Raw genomic sequence first — 17,182 nt, 5'->3', positions numbered from 1 at the left:
ATGATGCCATCCGAATCCCCGCCGCCCGTCCAAGCGGGCGCCTCCGACGCCCCGCCGTCGTCTGTCCCGCAGGCCGATCCCGTCGGCCCCGGGTGGGAACGGGCGCTGTTGGAGAAGCTCGCCTTCGCGGCCCTGCAGGAACAAAGGGCCGCCCGGCGCTGGCGCAACGTCTGGCGGCTGGTCTGGCTGCTGGCGTTCGGGGCCGTGGCGTGGCTGCTGTACCGCGATGTCGTGCCACCGACGCCCACCGCCACCCCGCACACGGCGTTGATCGAGCTGCGCGGCGAGATCGGGGCCGACACCGAGGCCAGCGCCAGCAACATCGTGTCGGCGCTGCGTTCCGCTTTCGAGGACCCGGGCGCACAGGCCGTCGTGCTGTTGATCGACTCGCCAGGTGGCAGCCCGGTGCAGGCCGGCATCATCAATGACGAGATTTGGCGCCTGAAGGCGCAGCACGACAAGCCCGTCTATGCGGTGGTCGAGGAGACGTGCGCCTCGGCCGCCTACTATGTGGCTGTGGCGGCGGACCGCATCTATGTGGACAAGGCCAGCCTGGTGGGCAGCATCGGCGTGCTGATGGATGGCTTTGGTTTCACCGGCCTGATGGAGCGCCTGGGGGTGGAGCGGCGGCTGCTTACCGCGGGCGAGAACAAGGGTTTTCTGGACCCATTCAGCCCGCAGACGGCGCGCCACCGGGCCCACGCCCAGGAGATGCTCGACGACATCCACCGGCAGTTCATCGACGTGGTGCGCAAGGGCCGGGGCGAGCACCTGAAAGAGACGCAGGACACCTTCAGCGGTCTGGTCTGGACCGGCCAGCGCGCGGTCGAAATGGGGTTGGCCGACGACTTGGGCAACCTGGATTACGTGGCGCGCGAGGTCGTCAAGGCCGAGGACATCGTGGACTACACCCAGCGCGAGAGCGTGGCGGAGCGGCTGGCGCGGCGGTTTGGCGCCGGCGCGGCCGAGAGCGCGTGGCGCGCGGCGCGCGGGGCGTGGCCGGCGTGGCGATGAGGCCGGGAGCAGCACCGGGCCGCATCCTCGTCGTCGGCGGCGGTATGGCCGGGCTGGGGGCGGCGCTGGCCTGTGCGCAGGCGCGGCCCGACAGCGACATTGTCCTGCTGGAGCGGGCGCCGACCTTTTCGGAGGTGGGGGCGGGCATTCAGCTCGGCCCCAATGCGGTGCGGGTGCTGCACGACTGGGGCCTGCGCGAGCCGCTGGCGGCCGTGGCCGCCTTCCCGCAGCGGCTGCGCGTGCGCGCGGCGCACGGTGGCGAAGGGCTGGGCGAGCTGGCGCTGGGCGAGCGCGCCCGCCAAAGGTATGGCGAGCCCTATGCCACCATCCACCGCGCCGATCTGCACGGCCTGCTGCTGGCGACGCTGCAGGACACGACGGGCGTCGCCCTGCACAACGGTGAGGCGGTGGTGGCTCACGCCGAGCAGGCCGACGGCGTGGAGGTGCGCACCGCCGCCGAACGTCGCTGGACGGCGGACGTGTTGCTCGCGGCCGATGGGGTCTGGAGCCCGACCCGCCAGCGGCTGCTGGGAGATGGCCGGCCGCTCTTCAGCGGCCATTTGGCCTACCGCGGGCTGGTGCGCATGGCGGATTTGCCTGCGCATCTGCGCGCGTCCGAGGTCGTCGCCTGGCTGGGGCCGCGTCTGCACGGTGTGCATTACCCGGTGCGTGCGGGGCAGTGGCTCAATGTGGTGATGGTAGTCGAGGGGCCGCTGCCCCCAACGGATGCCGAGGGCTGGGACCACGAGGCCCACGCCGTGCACTTGCGCGCCGCGCTGGGGCCGGTGCACGCCGATCTGGAGGCGGTGCTGCGCGCCGTCCTCCACTGGCGCCTGTGGCCGCTGCATGCGCGCGAGCCGATGCGCGGGCCCCATGAGCATGCCCGTGGCCGCGTGGCGCTGCTCGGCGATGCGGCGCATCCGATGCGCCCCTATCTGGCGCAGGGGGCGGCGATGGCTCTGGAGGATGCCTGGGCGCTCGGGCGGCTGCTGCGCGCGCAGCCAACTGGGCCGGTGGATTGGTCGGGATGGCTGGCGCAATGGGCCCAGGGGCGCTGGGCCCGCAATGCCCGCGTGCAGGCACGTTCGCGCCGCAACGGGGTCGTGTTCCACGCCCGCGGGCTCGTGCGCTGGGGGCGCGACCGGGCCATGGCTTTGCTGGGCGAGCGGCTGCTGGATCAGCCGTGGCTCTATGATGGGCCGCCCGATCCGCTTGCATCCCAGCGAGCGCCCTGACACCCCTGCCCGGAGGGTCGCCGTCCATCCCGTTGGTCTCGTATGAAGCCGCTATTCCGCTCCACCCGGATCGCGCTGTGCGCTGCACCCGCCGGACCGTCGCTGGCGCGCCGCCGCCTGCTGCAGGGGGCGGCTTTGGCGGCGGCGGGGCTGCTGCCGCCCGGTTGGAGCATGCCACCTACGCCATCTCCGCCCAGGTGGCCGGTGCGCCCCGTGCGTTTGCTGGTCGGTTTTCCGCAGGGGTCGTCGCCGGACGAGATCGCGCGCATCATCGTCGAGCCGCTGTCGGTCGTGCTGGGCCAGCCGGTCGAGGTGGAAAATCGCCCTGGCTCCGGTGGGCATGTCGCGGCCACCGCCGTGGCCCGCGCGGAGGACGATCACACCGTGGGCTTGATGCCCGGGGGGCATTTGACCGTGGCGCGGCTGATGCAGCCGGAGCTCGGCTACGATCCCTCGACCGATTTGCAGCCGGTGTCGGTGGTCGCGACCGCGCCGCTGGTGTTGTGCACGTCGCCGCAGCTCGAGGTCAGAGGGAATGCGGTGTTGCGCGCCGTGCGCACTGCGGGCATGGCCTGGCAGTACGGCAGCCCGGGCGCGGGCACGCCGTTCCACCTGGGCATGGAAATGCTCAAGGCCGCGGCGGGCTGGCAGGCGCTGCATGTGCCCTATCCCGGCAATCCGCAGGTGATCAACGCGCTGTTGCAGGGCGATGTGCAACTGGCGCTGCTGCCCCCGTCGCTGACCGTGCCGCACTGGCGCGCGGCCAAGTTGCCGGCCGTGGCGTTGACCTCCGCGTCGCGCAGCGCGTTGTTGCCTGGCGTGCCGACGCTGGCCGAGCGGGGCGTGCGGGGATTCGACTTCGAGCATTGGTATGCCATCGCCGCCCCGCGCGGCCTGGCCGGCGCACACGTCGATCGGCTGGCGCAGGCCGTGGGCCGGGTTTTGCGCGACACTCACATCCAGCAGCGGTTGCACGCGCAGGGCTGGCAGGCCTCGGCTTCGACCCCTGCGGCCTTGGCGCGGCGCATCGCCCGCGATGTCGACCGCTTGCGCCCGGTGATCGAGCGCCAGCACATCCGGACCCCGTGACATGGATGCCGTGACCCCCACCCCCGCCGCCCCGGCGCCGCCGGGCGTGAAGCTCTCGCCCTGCCCACCGGTGGAGCACGGCGCCGACGGCCGCGTGCCGCTGAAGCTGCGCCGCGTGGCCATCGACACCTGGCGCGAGAACGTCGCCTACCTGCACCGCGACTGCGACCTCTACCGCGCCGAGGGCTTTCAGGCGCTCAACAAGGTGGAGGTGCGCGCCAATGGCCGCAAGGTGCTGGCCACGCTCAACGTGACGCTGGATCCGCGCATCGTCAAGTGCGACGAAATTGGCCTGTCGATGGAGGCGTTCGCGCAGCTGGGCGTCGAGCCGGGCCACCCGGCCACCATCGAGCAGGCCGAGCCGCCGGTCTCGATCGCCGCGCTGCACCGCAAGATCGCCGGGGAGCGCCTGACGCGCGAGGAGTTCCACGCCATCGCGCGCGACATCGCCGAGCACCGCTACTCCAAGATCGAGCTGTCGGCCTTCGTCGTCGCCACCCACGCCAGCGAGCTGGACCGCGAGGAGGTCTACTTCCTCACCGAGGGCATGATCGCCGCCGGCCAGCGGCTGGACTGGCGCGAGCGGCTGGTGGTGGACAAGCACTGCATCGGCGGCATCCCCGGCAACCGCACCTCGATGCTGGTGGTGCCGATCGTGGCGGCGCACGGGCTGGTGTGCCCCAAGACGTCCTCGCGCGCGATCACCTCGCCGGCCGGCACCGCCGACACCATGGAGGTGCTGGCCGAGGTGGAGCTGCCGATCGAGCGGCTGCAGGAGATCGTGCGCGCGCACCGCGCCTGCCTGGCCTGGGGCGGCACGGCGCAGCTGTCGCCGGCCGACGACGTGCTGATCGCGGTGGAGCGGCCGCTGTCGCTGGATTCGCCGGCGCAGATGGTGGCCTCGATCCTGAGCAAGAAGGTGGCGGCCGGCTCCAACCACCTCGTGCTGGACATTCCGGTCGGCCCCACCGCCAAGGTGCGCTCGATGCCCGAGGCGCAGCGGCTGCGCCGGCTGTTCGAGTACGTGGCGCGGCGGCTGGGCATCTCGATCGACGTCGTCATCACCGACGGGCGCCAGCCGATCGGCCAGGGCATCGGCCCGGTGCTGGAGGCGCGCGACGTCATGCGCGTGCTGCAGAACCACCCGCTGGCGCCGATCGACCTGCGCCAGAAGGCGCTGCGGCTCGCCGGGCGGTTGCTGGAGTGCGACCCCGACATCCGCGGCGGCGACGGCTACGGCATCGCGCGCGACATCCTCGACTCCGGCCGCGCGCTGGAGAAGATGATGGCGCTGATCGAGGCGCAGGGCGCGCGCGGCTTCGACCCCGAGCGCCCGCCGCTGGCGCGTCACCGCTTCGAGATCACCGCGCCGCGCGACGGCGTCGTCACCGGCATCGACAACCTGCAGATCGCGCGCATCGCGCGGCTGGCCGGCGCGCCCAAGGTGCCCGGCGCCGGCGTGGACCTGATGCGCAAGCTCGGCGAGCCGGTGCGCGCCGGCGACGCGCTCTACCACGTCTATGCCGAATACCCGGCCGACGTCGAGTTTGCGCGCGCGGCCAGCGCGCGCGCCAGCGGCTACACCATCGGTGCGCCGCACGAGGTGCCGCAGGTCTACGTGGAGTTCTGAGGGCGATGCCGCTGTTGCTTGCCTTCGACGACGAGGCCGCGCCGGCGCAGCGGCTGCTCGCGGCGCTGCACGCGGCCGCCGCCGAACCGTGGACGCTGGCGTTCGTGGCGCGCCACCGCTTTCCGGACGGCGAGTGGCGGCTGCGCCTGCCGCCCGAGCTGCCGGCCGAGGTGGCGCTGTACCGCAGCCTGCACCAGCCGAACGAGAAACTCGTCGAGCTGCTGCTGGCCGCCCCGGCCGCGCGCGAGCTGGGCGCGCGGCGGCTGTGGCTGGTGGCGCCGTACCTGGCCTACATGCGGCAGGATGCGGCCTTCACCCCCGGCGAGGTGGTCAGCCAGCGCCACGTCGGGCGCTGGCTGGCGGCGGCGTTCGACGGGCTGATCACGGTGGATCCGCACCTGCACCGGGTGGGCACGCTCGCCGAGGCGGTGCCGGTGGCGGAGGCGCACGCGCTCAGCGCCGCGGCGCTGCTCGGCGCGCTGGCCGCGCAGCGTCGCCCCGGCGCGCTGCTGCTCGGGCCGGACGAGGAATCGGCCCAGTGGGTGCAGCAGGCCGGACACGCCGCCGGGCTGGAGACGGCGGTGGCGCGCAAGGTACGCCACGGCGACCGCGACGTCGAGGTCGCGCTGCCGCCGCTCGACGTGCGCGGCCGTGCGGTCGTGATCCTGGACGACATGGCCAGCACCGGCCGCACCGTGGCGCGCGCCGCGGCCGCCCTGCGCGCGGCCGGCACCGCCTCGGTGGACGTGGCGGTGACGCACGCGCTGTTCGTCGGCGACGCGCTGGCCGCGATGCAGGCCGCCGGCGTCGGCGAGGTCTGGAGCACCGACAGCGTGCCGCACGCCAGCAACGCGGTGCCGCTGGCGCCGCTGCTGGGGCCGGCGCTTCAGAGGTCGGTGCGCAGCTTCCAGATTTCGGGGAACAGCACCACGTCCAGCATCTTGCGCAAGTAACCCACGCCGCTGGTGCCCCCGGTGCCGCGCTTGAAGCCGATCACCCGCTCCACGGTCGTCAGGTGCCGAAAGCGCCATAGTCTGAAGGCGTCCTCCAGGTCGGTCAGCTCCTCGCCCAGTTGGTACAGGTCCCAGTGGTGCGACGGATCGCGGTAAACCTGCAGCCACGCGGCTTCCACCGCGTCGCTGGCTTCGTAGGGCCGGGTCCAGTCCCGCTCGCAGTGGCTGGCGGGCACGGGCAGGCCGCGCCGCGCCAGCAGGCGCAGCGACTCGTCGTATAGCGACGGCGTTTCGTAGGCGGCTTGCACCTGCGCCAGCAGATCCGGCCGGTGCTCGTGCGGGCGCAGCATCGCGGCATTCTTGTTGCCCAGCGCAAACTCGATGCAGCGGTACTGGTAGCTCTGAAAACCGCTGGACTGCGCCAGATAGGGGCGGATCGCGCTGTACTCCGGTGGGGTCATGGTCGCCAGTACATCCCAGGCGTGCACGAGCTGCTCCATGATGCGGCTGACGCGCGCCAGCATCTTGAACGCCTCCGGCAGCCGGTCGGCGGCGATGGCCGTCTTGGCCGCGCTCAGCTCGTGCAGCATCAGCTTCATCCACAACTCGCTGGTCTGGTGCTGGATGATGAACAGCATCTCGTTGTGGTCGGGCGACAAGGGCTTTTGCGCGTTCAGGATCGCATCGAGCTGCAGATAGTCGCCGTAGGTCATCGCATCGCGGTAATCCAGCCGGGCGTGTTCGGCGTGGACGATGGACTCGGGGGTGGATGGGGGGCTCGGCATGGTGGCGTATCCGTGGGGCGGGGTCAGGTCACGGCCTGGGGGCGCTGGAAGGCCGGGTCGCGCCAGGCTTGTGTCTGCAGCACATCGCGTAGGTGTTCGACGGCGTGCCAGACGTCCTCGAACCCCAGGTACAGGGGCGTGAAGCCAAAGCGCAGAATGTCCGGCTGCCGTTCATCCCCGGCGCGGAAGTCGCCGATCACCCCGCGCGCGATCAGCGCCTGCACGATGGCATAGGCCCCCTCGGCGCGGGTGAGGCACACCTGCGAGCCGCGCCGCTGCGGCTCGCGTGGCGTGATCAGGGTCAGCCCGTGCCCGGCGCAGCGCGACTCCACCAGTGTGATGAACAGGTCGGTCAGCGCCAGCGACTTGCGCCGCAGCGCCGCCATGCCGCCCAGCGGTTCGGCGGCAAGCACAGTGCGCACCCCCACCTCCAGCGCCGACAGGCTGATGATGGGCTGCGTGCCGCACAGCAGCCGCTGCACCCCCGGCGCCGGTTGGAAATCGGGCGTGAAGGCAAAGGGCGCTGCATGCCCCCACCAGCCGGCCAGCGTCGACCAGTCGTCCGGGCCCAAGGTCGCGCTCAGGCGCGGATGCACCCACGCAAACGCCGGCGCGCCCGGCCCGCCGTTGAGGTATTTGTAGCCGCAGCCCACGGCAAAGTCGGCCTGCGCCCCATTCAGGTCCACGGGTACCGCGCCCGCGCTGTGCGCCAGGTCCCACACCATCCGTGCGCCGGCGGCGTGTGCGGCGACCGTCACCGCAGCCATGTCGTGCATCGCCCCGGTGCGGTAGTTCACATGCGTCAGCATCACGATGCCAACATCCGGCCCCAGTGCGCCGGGCAGCGCCGCTTGCGGGTCGCCATCGATCAGCCGCAGGGTCCAGCCCCGATCGCGGCACAGCGCCTCGGCCACATACAGGTCGGTGGGGAAGTTGCTGCGTTCGCTGACCAACACGCGCCGGCCGTCGCCGCGCCGGTGTTGCAGATGCATGGCCAGGCTCAAGACCTTGAACAGGTTGATCGAGGTGCTGTCCGTGGCCACCGTTTCGCCGGGGCCGGCGCCGATCAGACGGCCGATCAGGTCGCCCACCCGCTGCGGCAAGGTGAACCAGCCGGCGGTGTTCCAGCTGCGGATCAACCCCTGGCCCCATTCGTCCGCAACGACCGCCTGCACGCGGGCAGCGGTCTGCCGCGGCAGGACGCCGAGGGAATTGCCGTCCAAGTAGATGATGCCGGGTGGCAGATCGAACAGGTCGCGCAAGGGGCGCAGCGGGTCGGCCGCATCCAGCGCGCGGCAGTCGTCGAGGGTGGGGCAGGGCATGGGGCAATCCTTTGGGGGCGGCGTGTGAATGTCCGATGGGTCAGGCCAGGGCGCGCAGCACGGCCCGCACCGGACTGGCGTCGGCGCGCATCCACTTCAAGGGCAGGGCGATCAGCTCATAGTCGCCCTCGGGCACGTCGTCCAGGCACAGGTTTTCCAGCACGCGCAGGCCGCGCCGGCGCAACACCTGGTGCGCGTCCAGCGTCTTGCTGGCGGCGGGGTCCACGCTGGCGCTGTCCGTGCCCACCAGGCAGACGCCGCGGTCGGCCAGGCGTTCCAGCAGCGCCGGGTCCAGACCCGGCAGCGCATCGTCGAAGGTGTTCTGTGGCATGCGCGCATAGGTGCGCACCAGCAGCCGGGGCGGGCAGGGCGTGTCATCCGGCAGGCCATGGGCCACATGCGCCCACATCACCAGCGACCCGCAGCCGATGGCATGCACCACCCGGCACGGGCCCAGGTACGGGGTCAGATCCACTGCCCCGATCGGCGCGCCGTCGGGGGCGTAGTGCAGCGGCGCATCCGCATGGGCGCCGATGTGCGGCGTGGTCGTGACCGCGCTGACATTGACCGGGCAGCCCGGCCCGATCCTGGCCACCCACCGCTGCTGGTAGGGCGTGTCGCCGGGAAATACGGGCGCATCGTCATCCACCGGGGGCGAAATGTCCCACAGGCGGCGCGCGGTGGTCGAATCGAGCGATGGAAACGGCATGCGCGCGAAGGTAGCACCGCCCGAAAAGCCGTGGTGTCGGTTTTTTGCGACAGCCGGCAAATATTTCAGGTGTCAAATAAAACATGCCCATCAGGGCGTCGCGTCCCGCTCGCCCATGCCGCCCGCGCCGTCACCGCCCCCGTCCCCCGTGTCCTCCAGGCGGATGCCGACGCGCTCGATGGTGCCGCCCTGGACGCGGCGCACGCTCAGCTCGGCCGGTCCCCAGCGCCGTTGATCGCCCTCGACCGGCGCATGTTCGCAGGCGCGGCCGAACCACTCGCCCACGGTGAGTTGTTCGTCCTCGACCGGCGGCCAGCCGTAGAAGCGGCACAACGCCGCCATGGGGGTGTTCGCCGGCACCTCGAAATCGCCATACACCTGTCGAGCGGCGACCGGATCGTCGCGGTCGGGCAGCGCAACGCCGGTGCGCCGTGCCGCCCAAGGCAGGGTGGTGCCCTGCAGCAGCAGCGACGCCAGCACCACCACGAAGGCGATGTTGAAGAAGGTCTTGGCCCCCTCCACCCCCGCCATCACCGGGAACACCGCCAGCACGATGGGTACCGCTCCGCGCAGGCCGACCCAGGCGATGAATGCCACCTCGCGCGGGGGAAAGCGAAAGGGCAGCAGGCACAGCCAGACGGCCAGCGGCCGGGCCACCAACATCAGCGCCGCCGCCACGCCCAGCGCCGGAAACAGGGTGCGCAGCGCCTCGGTGGGGGTGACCAGCAGACCCAGCAGCAGAAACATGCCCGCCTGTGCCATCCAGGCGTAGCCATCCATGGCCTGCAGCGCCGGTGCCACCGAGCCGCGGGCCCGGTTGCCCACCACCAGACCGAAGATATAAACCGCGAGGAACCCCGAGCCGCCGACCCAGGTCGTGAACGCAAACACCGCCATCCCCGCCGACAGCAGCAGCAAGGCGCGCACCCCGCCGCCCGGCCGGGTGAGCCGGGCCAGCAGCCGCAGACCATCCGCCAGCGCCCAGCCCAGGCCACCGCCCAGCACCAGACCCCAACCAAACTGCTGCACCAGTGCCAGCAGCGGCGCCCAGCCCAGGCTGGCGGTTCCACTGCCTGGCGTCACGGCCAGACCGATCAGCGCCAGGGTGAGAAACACGGCCATCGGGTCGTTCAACCCCGACTCGATTTCCAGCGTCGAGGCCACGCGCTCATTGAGCCGCACGCCCGATGTCTGCAGCAGCGAAAACACGGCTGCCGCGTCCGTGGAGCCCACGATGGCACCCAGCAGCAGCGCGAGTCGCCAGTCCAGGTCGAGCAGCAGCCAGGCCCCCAGCCCGGTCAGCGCGGCGCTGACGGCCACGCCGGCCGTGGCCAGCAGCAGCGATGGGCGCAGCCCGGTGCGAAACGTCGCGTAGCGCGTGCGCAGTCCCCCGTCCAGCAGGATGACGGCCAGCGCCACGTTGCCCACCCAAAATGCCAGCCGAAAATCCTCGAACGCCACGCCGCCGGGCCCGTCTTCGCCCAGCAGCATGCCCGCGACCAGAAACACCAGCAAGAACGAAAAGCCCAGCCGCGCCGAAAACAACCCGGCCACCAGGCTCAGCAGCAGCAAGGCCGAGGCCGTCAGCAGAGGCAGGGCCAAAAAATCCAGCGATAGGGTCATGGTATCCGGGACCGTAGCAGAATTTGCGCCATGACAGCGGAGACTTTGGTCCTGGCCGGTGGGTGTTTTTGGTGCACCGAAGCCGTGTTCGAGCGGGTGCGCGGCGTGCTGGACGTGGAATCCGGCTACAGCAACGGGCAGGCCGAGCGGCCAACGTACGAGGACGTCTGCACCGGCGCCACCGGCTGCGCAGAGGTCGTCAAGCTGGTTTACGACCCGGCGGTCGTCGGCGTGCGCGATCTGCTCACCATCTTTTTTGCCACCCACGACCCCACCACCCCCAACCGGCAGGGCGCTGACGTCGGCACGCAATACCGCAGCGGCATCTACTGGACCACGCCCGAGCAGGCGGATGTAGCCCGGGCGCTGATCGCCGAGCTGCAGGCGCAGCGCGCCTTCGGCGCCCCCATCGTGACCGAAGTGGAGCCGCTGCGCCACTACTGGCCGGCCGAAGCCGAACACCAGGACTTCTTCGCGCGCCATCCGTACCACGGCTACTGTCTGGCCGTGGCCGCACCCAAGGTGGCCAAGTTGCGCCGCGCGTTTGCGCAGCACCTCAAGCCCGAGCGGGCGTGACGGCGTGGGTCGCGTAGGCGCCAGCCGCTGGCGCGCTTGCTCACTACACTGACGGTGTGAGCGTCGCCGACCATCCCGTCTTTCAGTCCCTGGCCCCCGTCTTCCTGCTCATCGCTGCGGGTGTGGTCGCGGGCCGGCGCGGCTGGGTCGGGGCGGCGGCTGTCAAGGATTTGTCCAATCTGGTTTTCCTGTTGCTCATCCCGGCGCTGCTGTTTCGCACCATGGCCCAGGTGCGGCTCGAGGCGCTGGACTGGCGTCCCGTGGCGGCCTATTTCAGCGCCACGCTGCCCTGGTTTGGTTTGCAGATCGCGTGGCACGGCTTTCACCCCCGCGGCATCGTTCTGGCGCTGGGCGGGACGTTTTCCAATCTGGTCATGATCGGCATCGCCCTCATCGGCCTGGCCTATGGGCAGACCGGCGTGGTCACGCTGCTGACGCTGATCGCCGTGCACGCCCTGATCTTGTTGACGATCGGCTCGGTGGCGCTGGAACTGGCCGATGCCCGCAGCCGAGCGCAAGACGGGCCGATGCCGCCCGCACGGCTGTGGCGCACGGCCCTGTCGGCGGTGCGCGGATCGGTCATCCACCCCATCCCCTTGCCGATTGCCTGTGGGTTGCTGTGGGGGCTGTCGGGGGCGACCTTGCCCGCCGTGGTGGACAAGCCCCTGCACCTGCTCGGCCAGGCCTTCGGGCCCCTGGCCTTGGTGCTGGTGGGTGTGAGCCTGGCCCGCACACCGTGGCGCGGCCACTGGCGCGAGGCGCTGTCCGTCGCCGTGGCGAAAAACCTGGTCATGCCGGTGCTGGTCGGCGCCTCGGCGTGGCTGTGGGGCCTGCGCGGCCTGCCGTTGACGGTGTTGGTGGTCGCCGCTGGCGTGCCGATCGGTGCCAATGTCTTTTTGTTCGCGCAGCGCTACCGCGTGGCACAGACAGAGGTGACTGCCGCCACGGGGCTGTCCACCGCGCTGGCGATGCTGACCCTGAGTGGCTGGATGCTGGTGATGGCGCAGCTCACTGGCTGATGCGCAAGCCTTCTTCGATTTGGTACTCGAAGTAACGCTGGAAGCTGAACGCCAGGCCCGCCATCAACGCTGTGGCGCCCACCATCAGCGACAGCACCACCGCGATGACGGTCAGCCAGTTCGTGTCGCCGGCGCGGGCGTCGGCCGGCCCGGCCGGGTTGTGGCGCGCATTCCAGCGCTGGGGCGGTTGCAGCGCATACACGATGGCCGACAGGCATGCGGCCACCAGGCCAAGCCCAAGGAAGGGCAGCAGCACCCACGACAGCTGATCGTCCTGCCCATACGTCAATACCCGATCGACTCCCCACAGCCCCAGCGCGGTCGGGATGGCATGGGCCCAGCCCCACACGTCGCCGAATCCGTGCAGATAAAACCGGTGCCAGCCGAAGCCTCCGCCCACCAGGGCGAGCCAGGCGGCGACGGTCTTGTTGCGGGGGCGGGCGGCGTGGGCGCGGTGGGTGTCGGCCATGGGGCGGCGTAGGTATGGGAAAGCGATGCCGATTGGGAGCCGGACCGGATGGTGCCGGTTCCCGCAGGGGCAGGGTGTCAGCCCTCGGTGGGCGGGGTGCGATCGCCCCAGCCCAAGGACTTTTCCATCAGCACGATGTCGAGCCAGCGGCCGAACTTCCAGCCGCAGGAGCGCACCACGCCCACCCGCTCGAAGCCCAGGACAGTGTGCAGCCCGATGGAGCCCGCGTTGGCCGAGTCACCGATCACCGCCATCACCTTGCGGATGCCCCGTGCCTCGAGCTGCGCCAGCAATTCGGCCAGCAGCGCGCGACCCAGCCCTTGGCCCACGGCATGGGGCGCGATGTAGATGGAGTCCTCCACCGAGAAGCGGTACGCCGGCCGCGGCTTGAACCAGTTGCCATAGGCAAAGCCCACCACCTCGCCCTGCAGCTCGGCGACCAGCCAGGGCAAGCCCTTGGCCAGCACGTCGGCGCGGCGGGCACCCATGTCGGCAGCGCTGGGGGGATCGGTCTCGAACGTTCCCGTGCCGTGCAGCACATGGTGGCCGTAGATGCGGGCAATGGCGGGCAGGTCGTTCTCGTGGCTCGGGCGGATCAGGGGGGTGTTCACGGGTCGCTGGCTATAATGGCAGGTTTGCAACGTTTCGCTGGCCGGGTGGCCAGTCGTCGTGTCTCAGGCGTTGCCTCCACCGTCTCGTCGAACAGTTCGCAAGGATAAACCATGGTCGTGATCCGACTCGCCCGTGGCGGCTCGAAGGCCCGCCCGTTCTACCACATCGTCGTTGCCGACAAGCGCAGCCGCCGTGACGGCCGCTTCATCGAGCGCATCGGCTTTTACAACCCCATCGCCCGCGGCAACGACGTGCCGCTCAACATCGCCCAGGATCGCCTGACCTACTGGCTCGGTGTCGGCGCCCAGCCGTCCGAGACGGTTGCCCGCCTGATCAAGCAGGCCCCCAAGGTCGTGCCGGCCGAAGCCGCCGCGGCCTGATCCCGCCCGTCGCATGGCCGAGCCTTTGCCCTGGCAGGCGGCGGAGCTGCCCGCCGACGCGGTCGAGATTGGCCATGTGCAAGAGGCCTGGGGTGTGCGCGGCTGGGTCCGTGTGCATGGCCTGAGCCAAAGCGGCGACGCCTTGCTGCATGCGCGCCGCTGGTATTTGCAGCCCCCTTTGGCCAGCCGCTCGCCGCGTGCGCGCGCGTTCGATGCCTTCCAGGGCACCGTCGCGGTGGCGGTGGCCGAAGCGCGCTGGCACGGCGATGCCGTGGTGGCGCATTTCGACGGGGTCGATGACCGCGGACTGGCCGAGCGCCTGCGCGGCGCCCGCATCCACATTGCGCGGGCCGACTTCCCGCCCACCGACGACCCCGACGAGTTCTACTGGGTCGATCTGATCGGCCTGTCGGTGGTCAACCGGGAGGGGGTCGTCCTGGGTGTCGTCGAAGACCTGCTGCCCACGGGGCCGCACGCGGTGCTGTGCCTGCGCGACGGCACCGGCGAGCAGGCGGTCGAGCGCCTCATCCCCTTCGTGAGCGCCTATGTGGACGCGGTGGATCTGGCCGCGCGCCGCATCACCGTGGATTGGCAGCCGGACTACTGACCGCAGCCGCGCGGGCGCCATGCGCTTCGACATCATCACCCTGTTCCCCGAGCTGATCGAACCCTACCTGTCGGTCGGCGTGGTGCGCCGTGCCTTTGCCGGGGCGGTGCAAGTGCGGCTGTGGCCCTTGCGCGATTTTGCCGACGGCCACTACCGCCGCGTGGACGACCGCCCGTTTGGCGGCGGGCCGGGCATGGTCATGCTGGCCGAGCCGCTGTACCGCTGCTGGCAGGCCATCCGCCTCGACCGTGGGCTGCCCGCGTGTCGTCCGGCGGGCGCGGCCGTGGATGTGCCGACCGTGCTGTTCTCGCCCGCGGGCGAGCGCTTGTCCCACGACGTGGTGGCCCGCTATGCGCAGCCGGCCACACCCGGCGCCATCCTGCTGTGCGGCCGCTACGAGGGGGTGGACCAGCGCTTCGTCGATGCGTGTGTGGACGCGCAGATCAGCCTGGGCGACTTCGTCCTGTCGGGCGGCGAGATCGCAGCCGTGGCGCTGCTGGATGCGGTGGCGCGGCTGCAGCCCGGGGTGCTGGGCGACCAGGCCAGCGCCGAGCAGGACAGCTTCAACCCCGGTGTCGATGGCCTGCTCGATTGCCCGCATTACACCCGGCCGGAGGTTTGGCAGGGCCCGGTGGGTCCGATGGCCGTGCCGCCCGTGCTGCTGTCCGGCCACCATGCCCAGATCGAGGCATGGCGCCGCGCCCAGCGGGTGCAGGCGACGGCGCGCTGGCGCCCGGACGTGCTGGCGCGCGCGCGCGCCGAGGGTCGCTTGCGGCCCGCCGACGAGCATGCGCTGCGCGAAGCAGGCTACAATAGCGGGCTTTGATCCTCTGTCCGGCTTCGGGGCATGGCCCTGGGCGGGGCGGCGCAAGGGCGCGGCTCCGTGCAACATCGCAGCGCGGTCATGATCGTGGATGTGACCATGAACCTGATCCAAATCCTCGAGCAGGAAGAAATCGCTCGCCTGAACAAGAACGTTCCCGCCTTCGCGCCTGGCGACACGGTGATCGTCAACGTCAACGTGATCGAAGGCAACAAGAAGCGCGTCCAGGCCTACGAAGGCGTCGTGATCGCCAAGCGCAACCGGGGTCTGAACTCCAGCTTCATCGTGCGCAAGATTTCCAACGGCGAAGGCGTCGAGCGCACCTTCCCCCTGTACAGCCCGCTGATTGCCAGCATCGAGGTCAAGCGCCGCGGCGATGTGCGCCGCGCCAAGCTCTACTACCTGCGCGGCCGCACCGGCAAGTCCGCCCGCATCAAAGAGAAGCTGGGCGCGTAAGCGACCCGCCCCCGGGCAAGCCCGGGTGTCCGATTCCTTTTGGCCCCGCCCGGTCGGCTCGACCCGGCGGGGTTGTCGTTTGGCCGGACCCCTCGTGCCGGTTACTCAGGGTCGGCGCCGCGGGGGCTTTGGGGGGCGAGCGTTTCGATGGCCTGGTGGTGGCTCAGGAACACCTGGCCGCTCAGTTGGGTGGGCAGCCCGGCGCGCTGCAGCCGGTCCATCACCGGGCCCTTGACCTCGGACAGGTGCAGCCGAATGCCGGCCTGCGCCAGTCGCTCCTGGATGGTCTGCAGGCTCTCGAGCGCGCTGGCGTCGATTTCGTTGATCGCCGAGCACTGCAGCACGACGTCGCGGACCGTCGGGCGTGCGGCGACTTGCGCCGCCACATAGTCCTCCAGAAAACGCGCGTTGGCAAAGGTCAGGCTCTCGTCCACCCGCAGGCCCAGCACATGCGGCACGGTCTCGACCGCGTGGCGCTCGACGTTGCGGAAGTGTTCCGTCCCTGGAATGCGCCCCACCACCGCGATGTGCGGCCGGCTATTGCGGTACAGCAGCAGGGTGATCGACGCCAGCACACCGGCCGCCAACCCAGCTTCGACTCCGACGGTGAGGGTGAGCACGGCGGTCAGGGCCATGGCTGCAAAGTCGCTGCGCGAATAGCGCCAGATGCGCGCGAAGGCGGGCAAATCCACCAGGGTCAGCACGGCGACCACGATCGTGGCGGCCAGCGCGGCCTGGGGCAGGTGGTGCAGCATCGGCGTCAAAAAGGCCGCCACGCCCGCCAGCCCGACCGCGGTGTACAGCCCAGCGGCCGGCGTGCGGGCCCCGGCTTCGAAGTTGACGACCGACCGCGCAAACCCGCCCGTGACGGGAAACCCCCCGCTGACGGCGGCCGCCAAATTGCCGGCACCCAGCGCGCGCAGCTCCGCGTCGGGGTCGATGCGTTCGCGCCGCCGCGCGGCCAACGACTGACCGACCGATACCGACTCCACGAACCCCACGATGGCCAGCAGAAACGCGGGCAGCAGCAGCGGCTCCAGCCCTGCCCAGCCGCCCTCTCCCAGGCCGGGCCAGGTGAAGGTGGGCAGTCCCGCCGGGACGGCGCCGACCACCCGCACGCCAAGGGAGGCCGCGTCGGCTGCTGCGCACACCGCGGTCACGGCGGCCAGGATCGCGATGGGCGCGGCCTTGGCGGCCAGGTCGGCAGCGGCGGCGGACCATCCGAGGCGGCGCAGGCCCGGCCGCAAGCCCCACCGTGCGGCGAGCAGGACCGCCAGCGTCCCCGCACCGATGAGCAAGGTGGGCCCGTGCGTCCCAGCCACGCTGCGCCAGCCCTGCGCCAGCAGCGTGGGCAGGGTCGTGCCGTTCAGGGGCACGCCCAACAGGTGCTTGAGTTGGCTGGCAGCGATCAGGATGCCGGAGGCCGAGACAAAGCCGTGCAGCACCGGATGGCTGATAAAGTGGGCCAGAAAACCCAGCCGCAGCACACCGAGCAGCAGTGAGACCCCTCCGCTGAGGGCCGCCAGCCACCAGACGGCCCAGCCGTAGGCCGCCGTGCCCTCGGGGGCCAGTGCTCCGGCAGCGGCGGCCGTCATGAGGGATGTCACCGCGGCCGGCCCCACCGCCAGGGCAGAGCTGGTGCCGAGCACCGCATACACGACCAAGGGCAGAATGCTGGCGTACAGCCCGGCCTCGGGCGGCATGCCCGCCAGCTGTGCATAGGCCAGGCTCTGCGGCACCAGCATCAGCGTCACCACCGCGGCCGCCACCCCGTCCGCCGTGGCATGGTCACGCCGGTAGTGGCGCATCCACTGCAGCATCGGCAGCCAGGCGTGCACAGGGGTGGGGGGTATCGACGCGCTCATGCGCCGATCGTAGCG

At 71.0% G+C, this 17,182-nt stretch carries 18 protein-coding genes; 11 read left to right on the top strand and 7 right to left on the bottom strand.

What is annotated here, in order from left to right; translation table 11 throughout:
• From ACK4TH_RS02520 to ACK4TH_RS02500, 5 genes are read left to right on the top strand one after another with little or no spacing between them, the layout of a single operon-like run.
• Nucleotides 1–1,014, top strand: coding sequence for a S49 family peptidase (locus ACK4TH_RS02520; protein ID WP_409622225.1), 1,014 nt, complete (start codon nt 1–3; stop codon nt 1,012–1,014).
• Nucleotides 1,011–2,249 (top strand): FAD-dependent monooxygenase, encoded by a 1,239-nt coding sequence (locus ACK4TH_RS02515; RefSeq protein ID WP_409622222.1) that lies wholly within the window; start codon nt 1,011–1,013, stop codon nt 2,247–2,249. Before ACK4TH_RS02520 ends, ACK4TH_RS02515 begins: the two co-directional genes overlap by 4 nt.
• 42 nt (nt 2,250–2,291) lie before the next feature.
• Complete coding sequence (locus ACK4TH_RS02510) at nt 2,292–3,338, top strand: Bug family tripartite tricarboxylate transporter substrate binding protein (protein WP_409622219.1); 1,047 nt, start codon at nt 2,292–2,294, stop codon at nt 3,336–3,338.
• A gap of 1 nt (nt 3,339) precedes the next feature.
• Nucleotides 3,340–4,968, top strand: coding sequence for a thymidine phosphorylase family protein (locus ACK4TH_RS02505; RefSeq protein WP_409622216.1), 1,629 nt, complete (start codon nt 3,340–3,342; stop codon nt 4,966–4,968).
• A 5-nt stretch (nt 4,969–4,973) separates the two neighbouring features.
• Complete coding sequence (locus tag ACK4TH_RS02500) at nt 4,974–5,921, top strand: ribose-phosphate diphosphokinase (RefSeq protein WP_409622213.1); 948 nt, start codon at nt 4,974–4,976, stop codon at nt 5,919–5,921.
• Here the strand turns inward: ACK4TH_RS02500 and kynA are convergent.
• The 4 genes from kynA to ACK4TH_RS02480 all read right to left on the bottom strand — a co-directional run bounded on the left by kynA (nt 5,855) and on the right by ACK4TH_RS02480 (nt 10,360).
• The gene (gene kynA / locus ACK4TH_RS02495) at nt 5,855–6,706 is read right to left on the bottom strand and encodes a tryptophan 2,3-dioxygenase (RefSeq protein WP_409622210.1); all 852 of its coding nucleotides are present in this window, start codon (nt 6,704–6,706) and stop codon (nt 5,855–5,857) included. The two genes, ACK4TH_RS02500 and kynA, sit on opposite strands and share 67 nt — an antisense overlap.
• A 23-nt stretch (nt 6,707–6,729) precedes the next feature.
• Nucleotides 6,730–8,028 (bottom strand): kynureninase, encoded by a 1,299-nt coding sequence (gene kynU, locus ACK4TH_RS02490; RefSeq protein WP_409622207.1) that lies wholly within the window; start codon nt 8,026–8,028, stop codon nt 6,730–6,732.
• A gap of 40 nt (nt 8,029–8,068) precedes the next feature.
• A complete protein-coding gene (gene kynB / locus ACK4TH_RS02485; RefSeq protein WP_409622204.1) occupies nt 8,069–8,737 on the bottom strand; it encodes an arylformamidase in 669 nt (222 codons plus the stop codon).
• A gap of 90 nt (nt 8,738–8,827) precedes the next feature.
• A complete protein-coding gene (locus ACK4TH_RS02480) occupies nt 8,828–10,360 on the bottom strand; it encodes a potassium/proton antiporter (protein WP_409622201.1) in 1,533 nt (510 codons plus the stop codon).
• Between the two features lie 30 nt (nt 10,361–10,390).
• On the opposite strand from ACK4TH_RS02480, the gene msrA reads away from it, so the two are divergent.
• Nucleotides 10,391–10,936, top strand: coding sequence for a peptide-methionine (S)-S-oxide reductase MsrA (msrA, locus tag ACK4TH_RS02475; protein WP_409622198.1), 546 nt, complete (start codon nt 10,391–10,393; stop codon nt 10,934–10,936).
• A gap of 56 nt (nt 10,937–10,992) precedes the next feature.
• Nucleotides 10,993–11,955: an AEC family transporter gene (locus ACK4TH_RS02470; RefSeq protein ID WP_409622195.1), complete on the top strand. Its 963-nt coding sequence runs from the start codon at nt 10,993–10,995 to the stop codon at nt 11,953–11,955.
• Here ACK4TH_RS02470 and ACK4TH_RS02465 read toward each other — a convergent pair.
• Nucleotides 11,945–12,424 (bottom strand): hypothetical protein, encoded by a 480-nt coding sequence (locus tag ACK4TH_RS02465; protein ID WP_409622192.1) that lies wholly within the window; start codon nt 12,422–12,424, stop codon nt 11,945–11,947. The genes ACK4TH_RS02470 and ACK4TH_RS02465 overlap by 11 nt on opposite strands.
• A gap of 77 nt (nt 12,425–12,501) precedes the next feature.
• Entirely contained in the window at nt 12,502–13,035 is a 534-nt protein-coding gene (locus tag ACK4TH_RS02460) for an N-acetyltransferase family protein (RefSeq protein WP_409622190.1), read from the bottom strand.
• Nucleotides 13,036–13,146: 111 nt separating this feature from the next.
• Here ACK4TH_RS02460 and rpsP point away from each other — a divergent pair, with 111 nt between their 5' ends.
• From rpsP to rplS, 4 genes are all read left to right on the top strand, one after another.
• Nucleotides 13,147–13,416: a 30S ribosomal protein S16 gene (gene rpsP, locus ACK4TH_RS02455; protein ID WP_068610404.1), complete on the top strand. Its 270-nt coding sequence runs from the start codon at nt 13,147–13,149 to the stop codon at nt 13,414–13,416.
• A gap of 13 nt (nt 13,417–13,429) precedes the next feature.
• Nucleotides 13,430–14,023 (top strand): ribosome maturation factor RimM, encoded by a 594-nt coding sequence (rimM, locus tag ACK4TH_RS02450; RefSeq protein WP_409622186.1) that lies wholly within the window; start codon nt 13,430–13,432, stop codon nt 14,021–14,023.
• Nucleotides 14,024–14,042: 19 nt separating this feature from the next.
• Entirely contained in the window at nt 14,043–14,849 is an 807-nt protein-coding gene (gene trmD, locus ACK4TH_RS02445; protein WP_409622183.1) for a tRNA (guanosine(37)-N1)-methyltransferase TrmD, read from the top strand.
• 96 nt (nt 14,850–14,945) lie between these two features.
• Nucleotides 14,946–15,302: a 50S ribosomal protein L19 gene (gene rplS / locus ACK4TH_RS02440; protein ID WP_409622180.1), complete on the top strand. Its 357-nt coding sequence runs from the start codon at nt 14,946–14,948 to the stop codon at nt 15,300–15,302.
• Nucleotides 15,303–15,403: 101 nt separating this feature from the next.
• Here rplS and ACK4TH_RS02435 read toward each other — a convergent pair whose 3' ends face one another.
• The gene (locus ACK4TH_RS02435; protein ID WP_409622177.1) at nt 15,404–17,167 is read right to left on the bottom strand and encodes a SulP family inorganic anion transporter; all 1,764 of its coding nucleotides are present in this window, start codon (nt 17,165–17,167) and stop codon (nt 15,404–15,406) included.
• Nucleotides 17,168–17,182 lie beyond the last annotated feature (15 nt).

Origin of the sequence: Tepidimonas sp., assembly GCF_046292505.1 — a bacterium.
GTDB lineage: Bacteria > Pseudomonadota > Gammaproteobacteria > Burkholderiales > Burkholderiaceae_C > Tepidimonas.
This window is presented reverse-complemented; position numbering and strand designations above follow the sequence as displayed.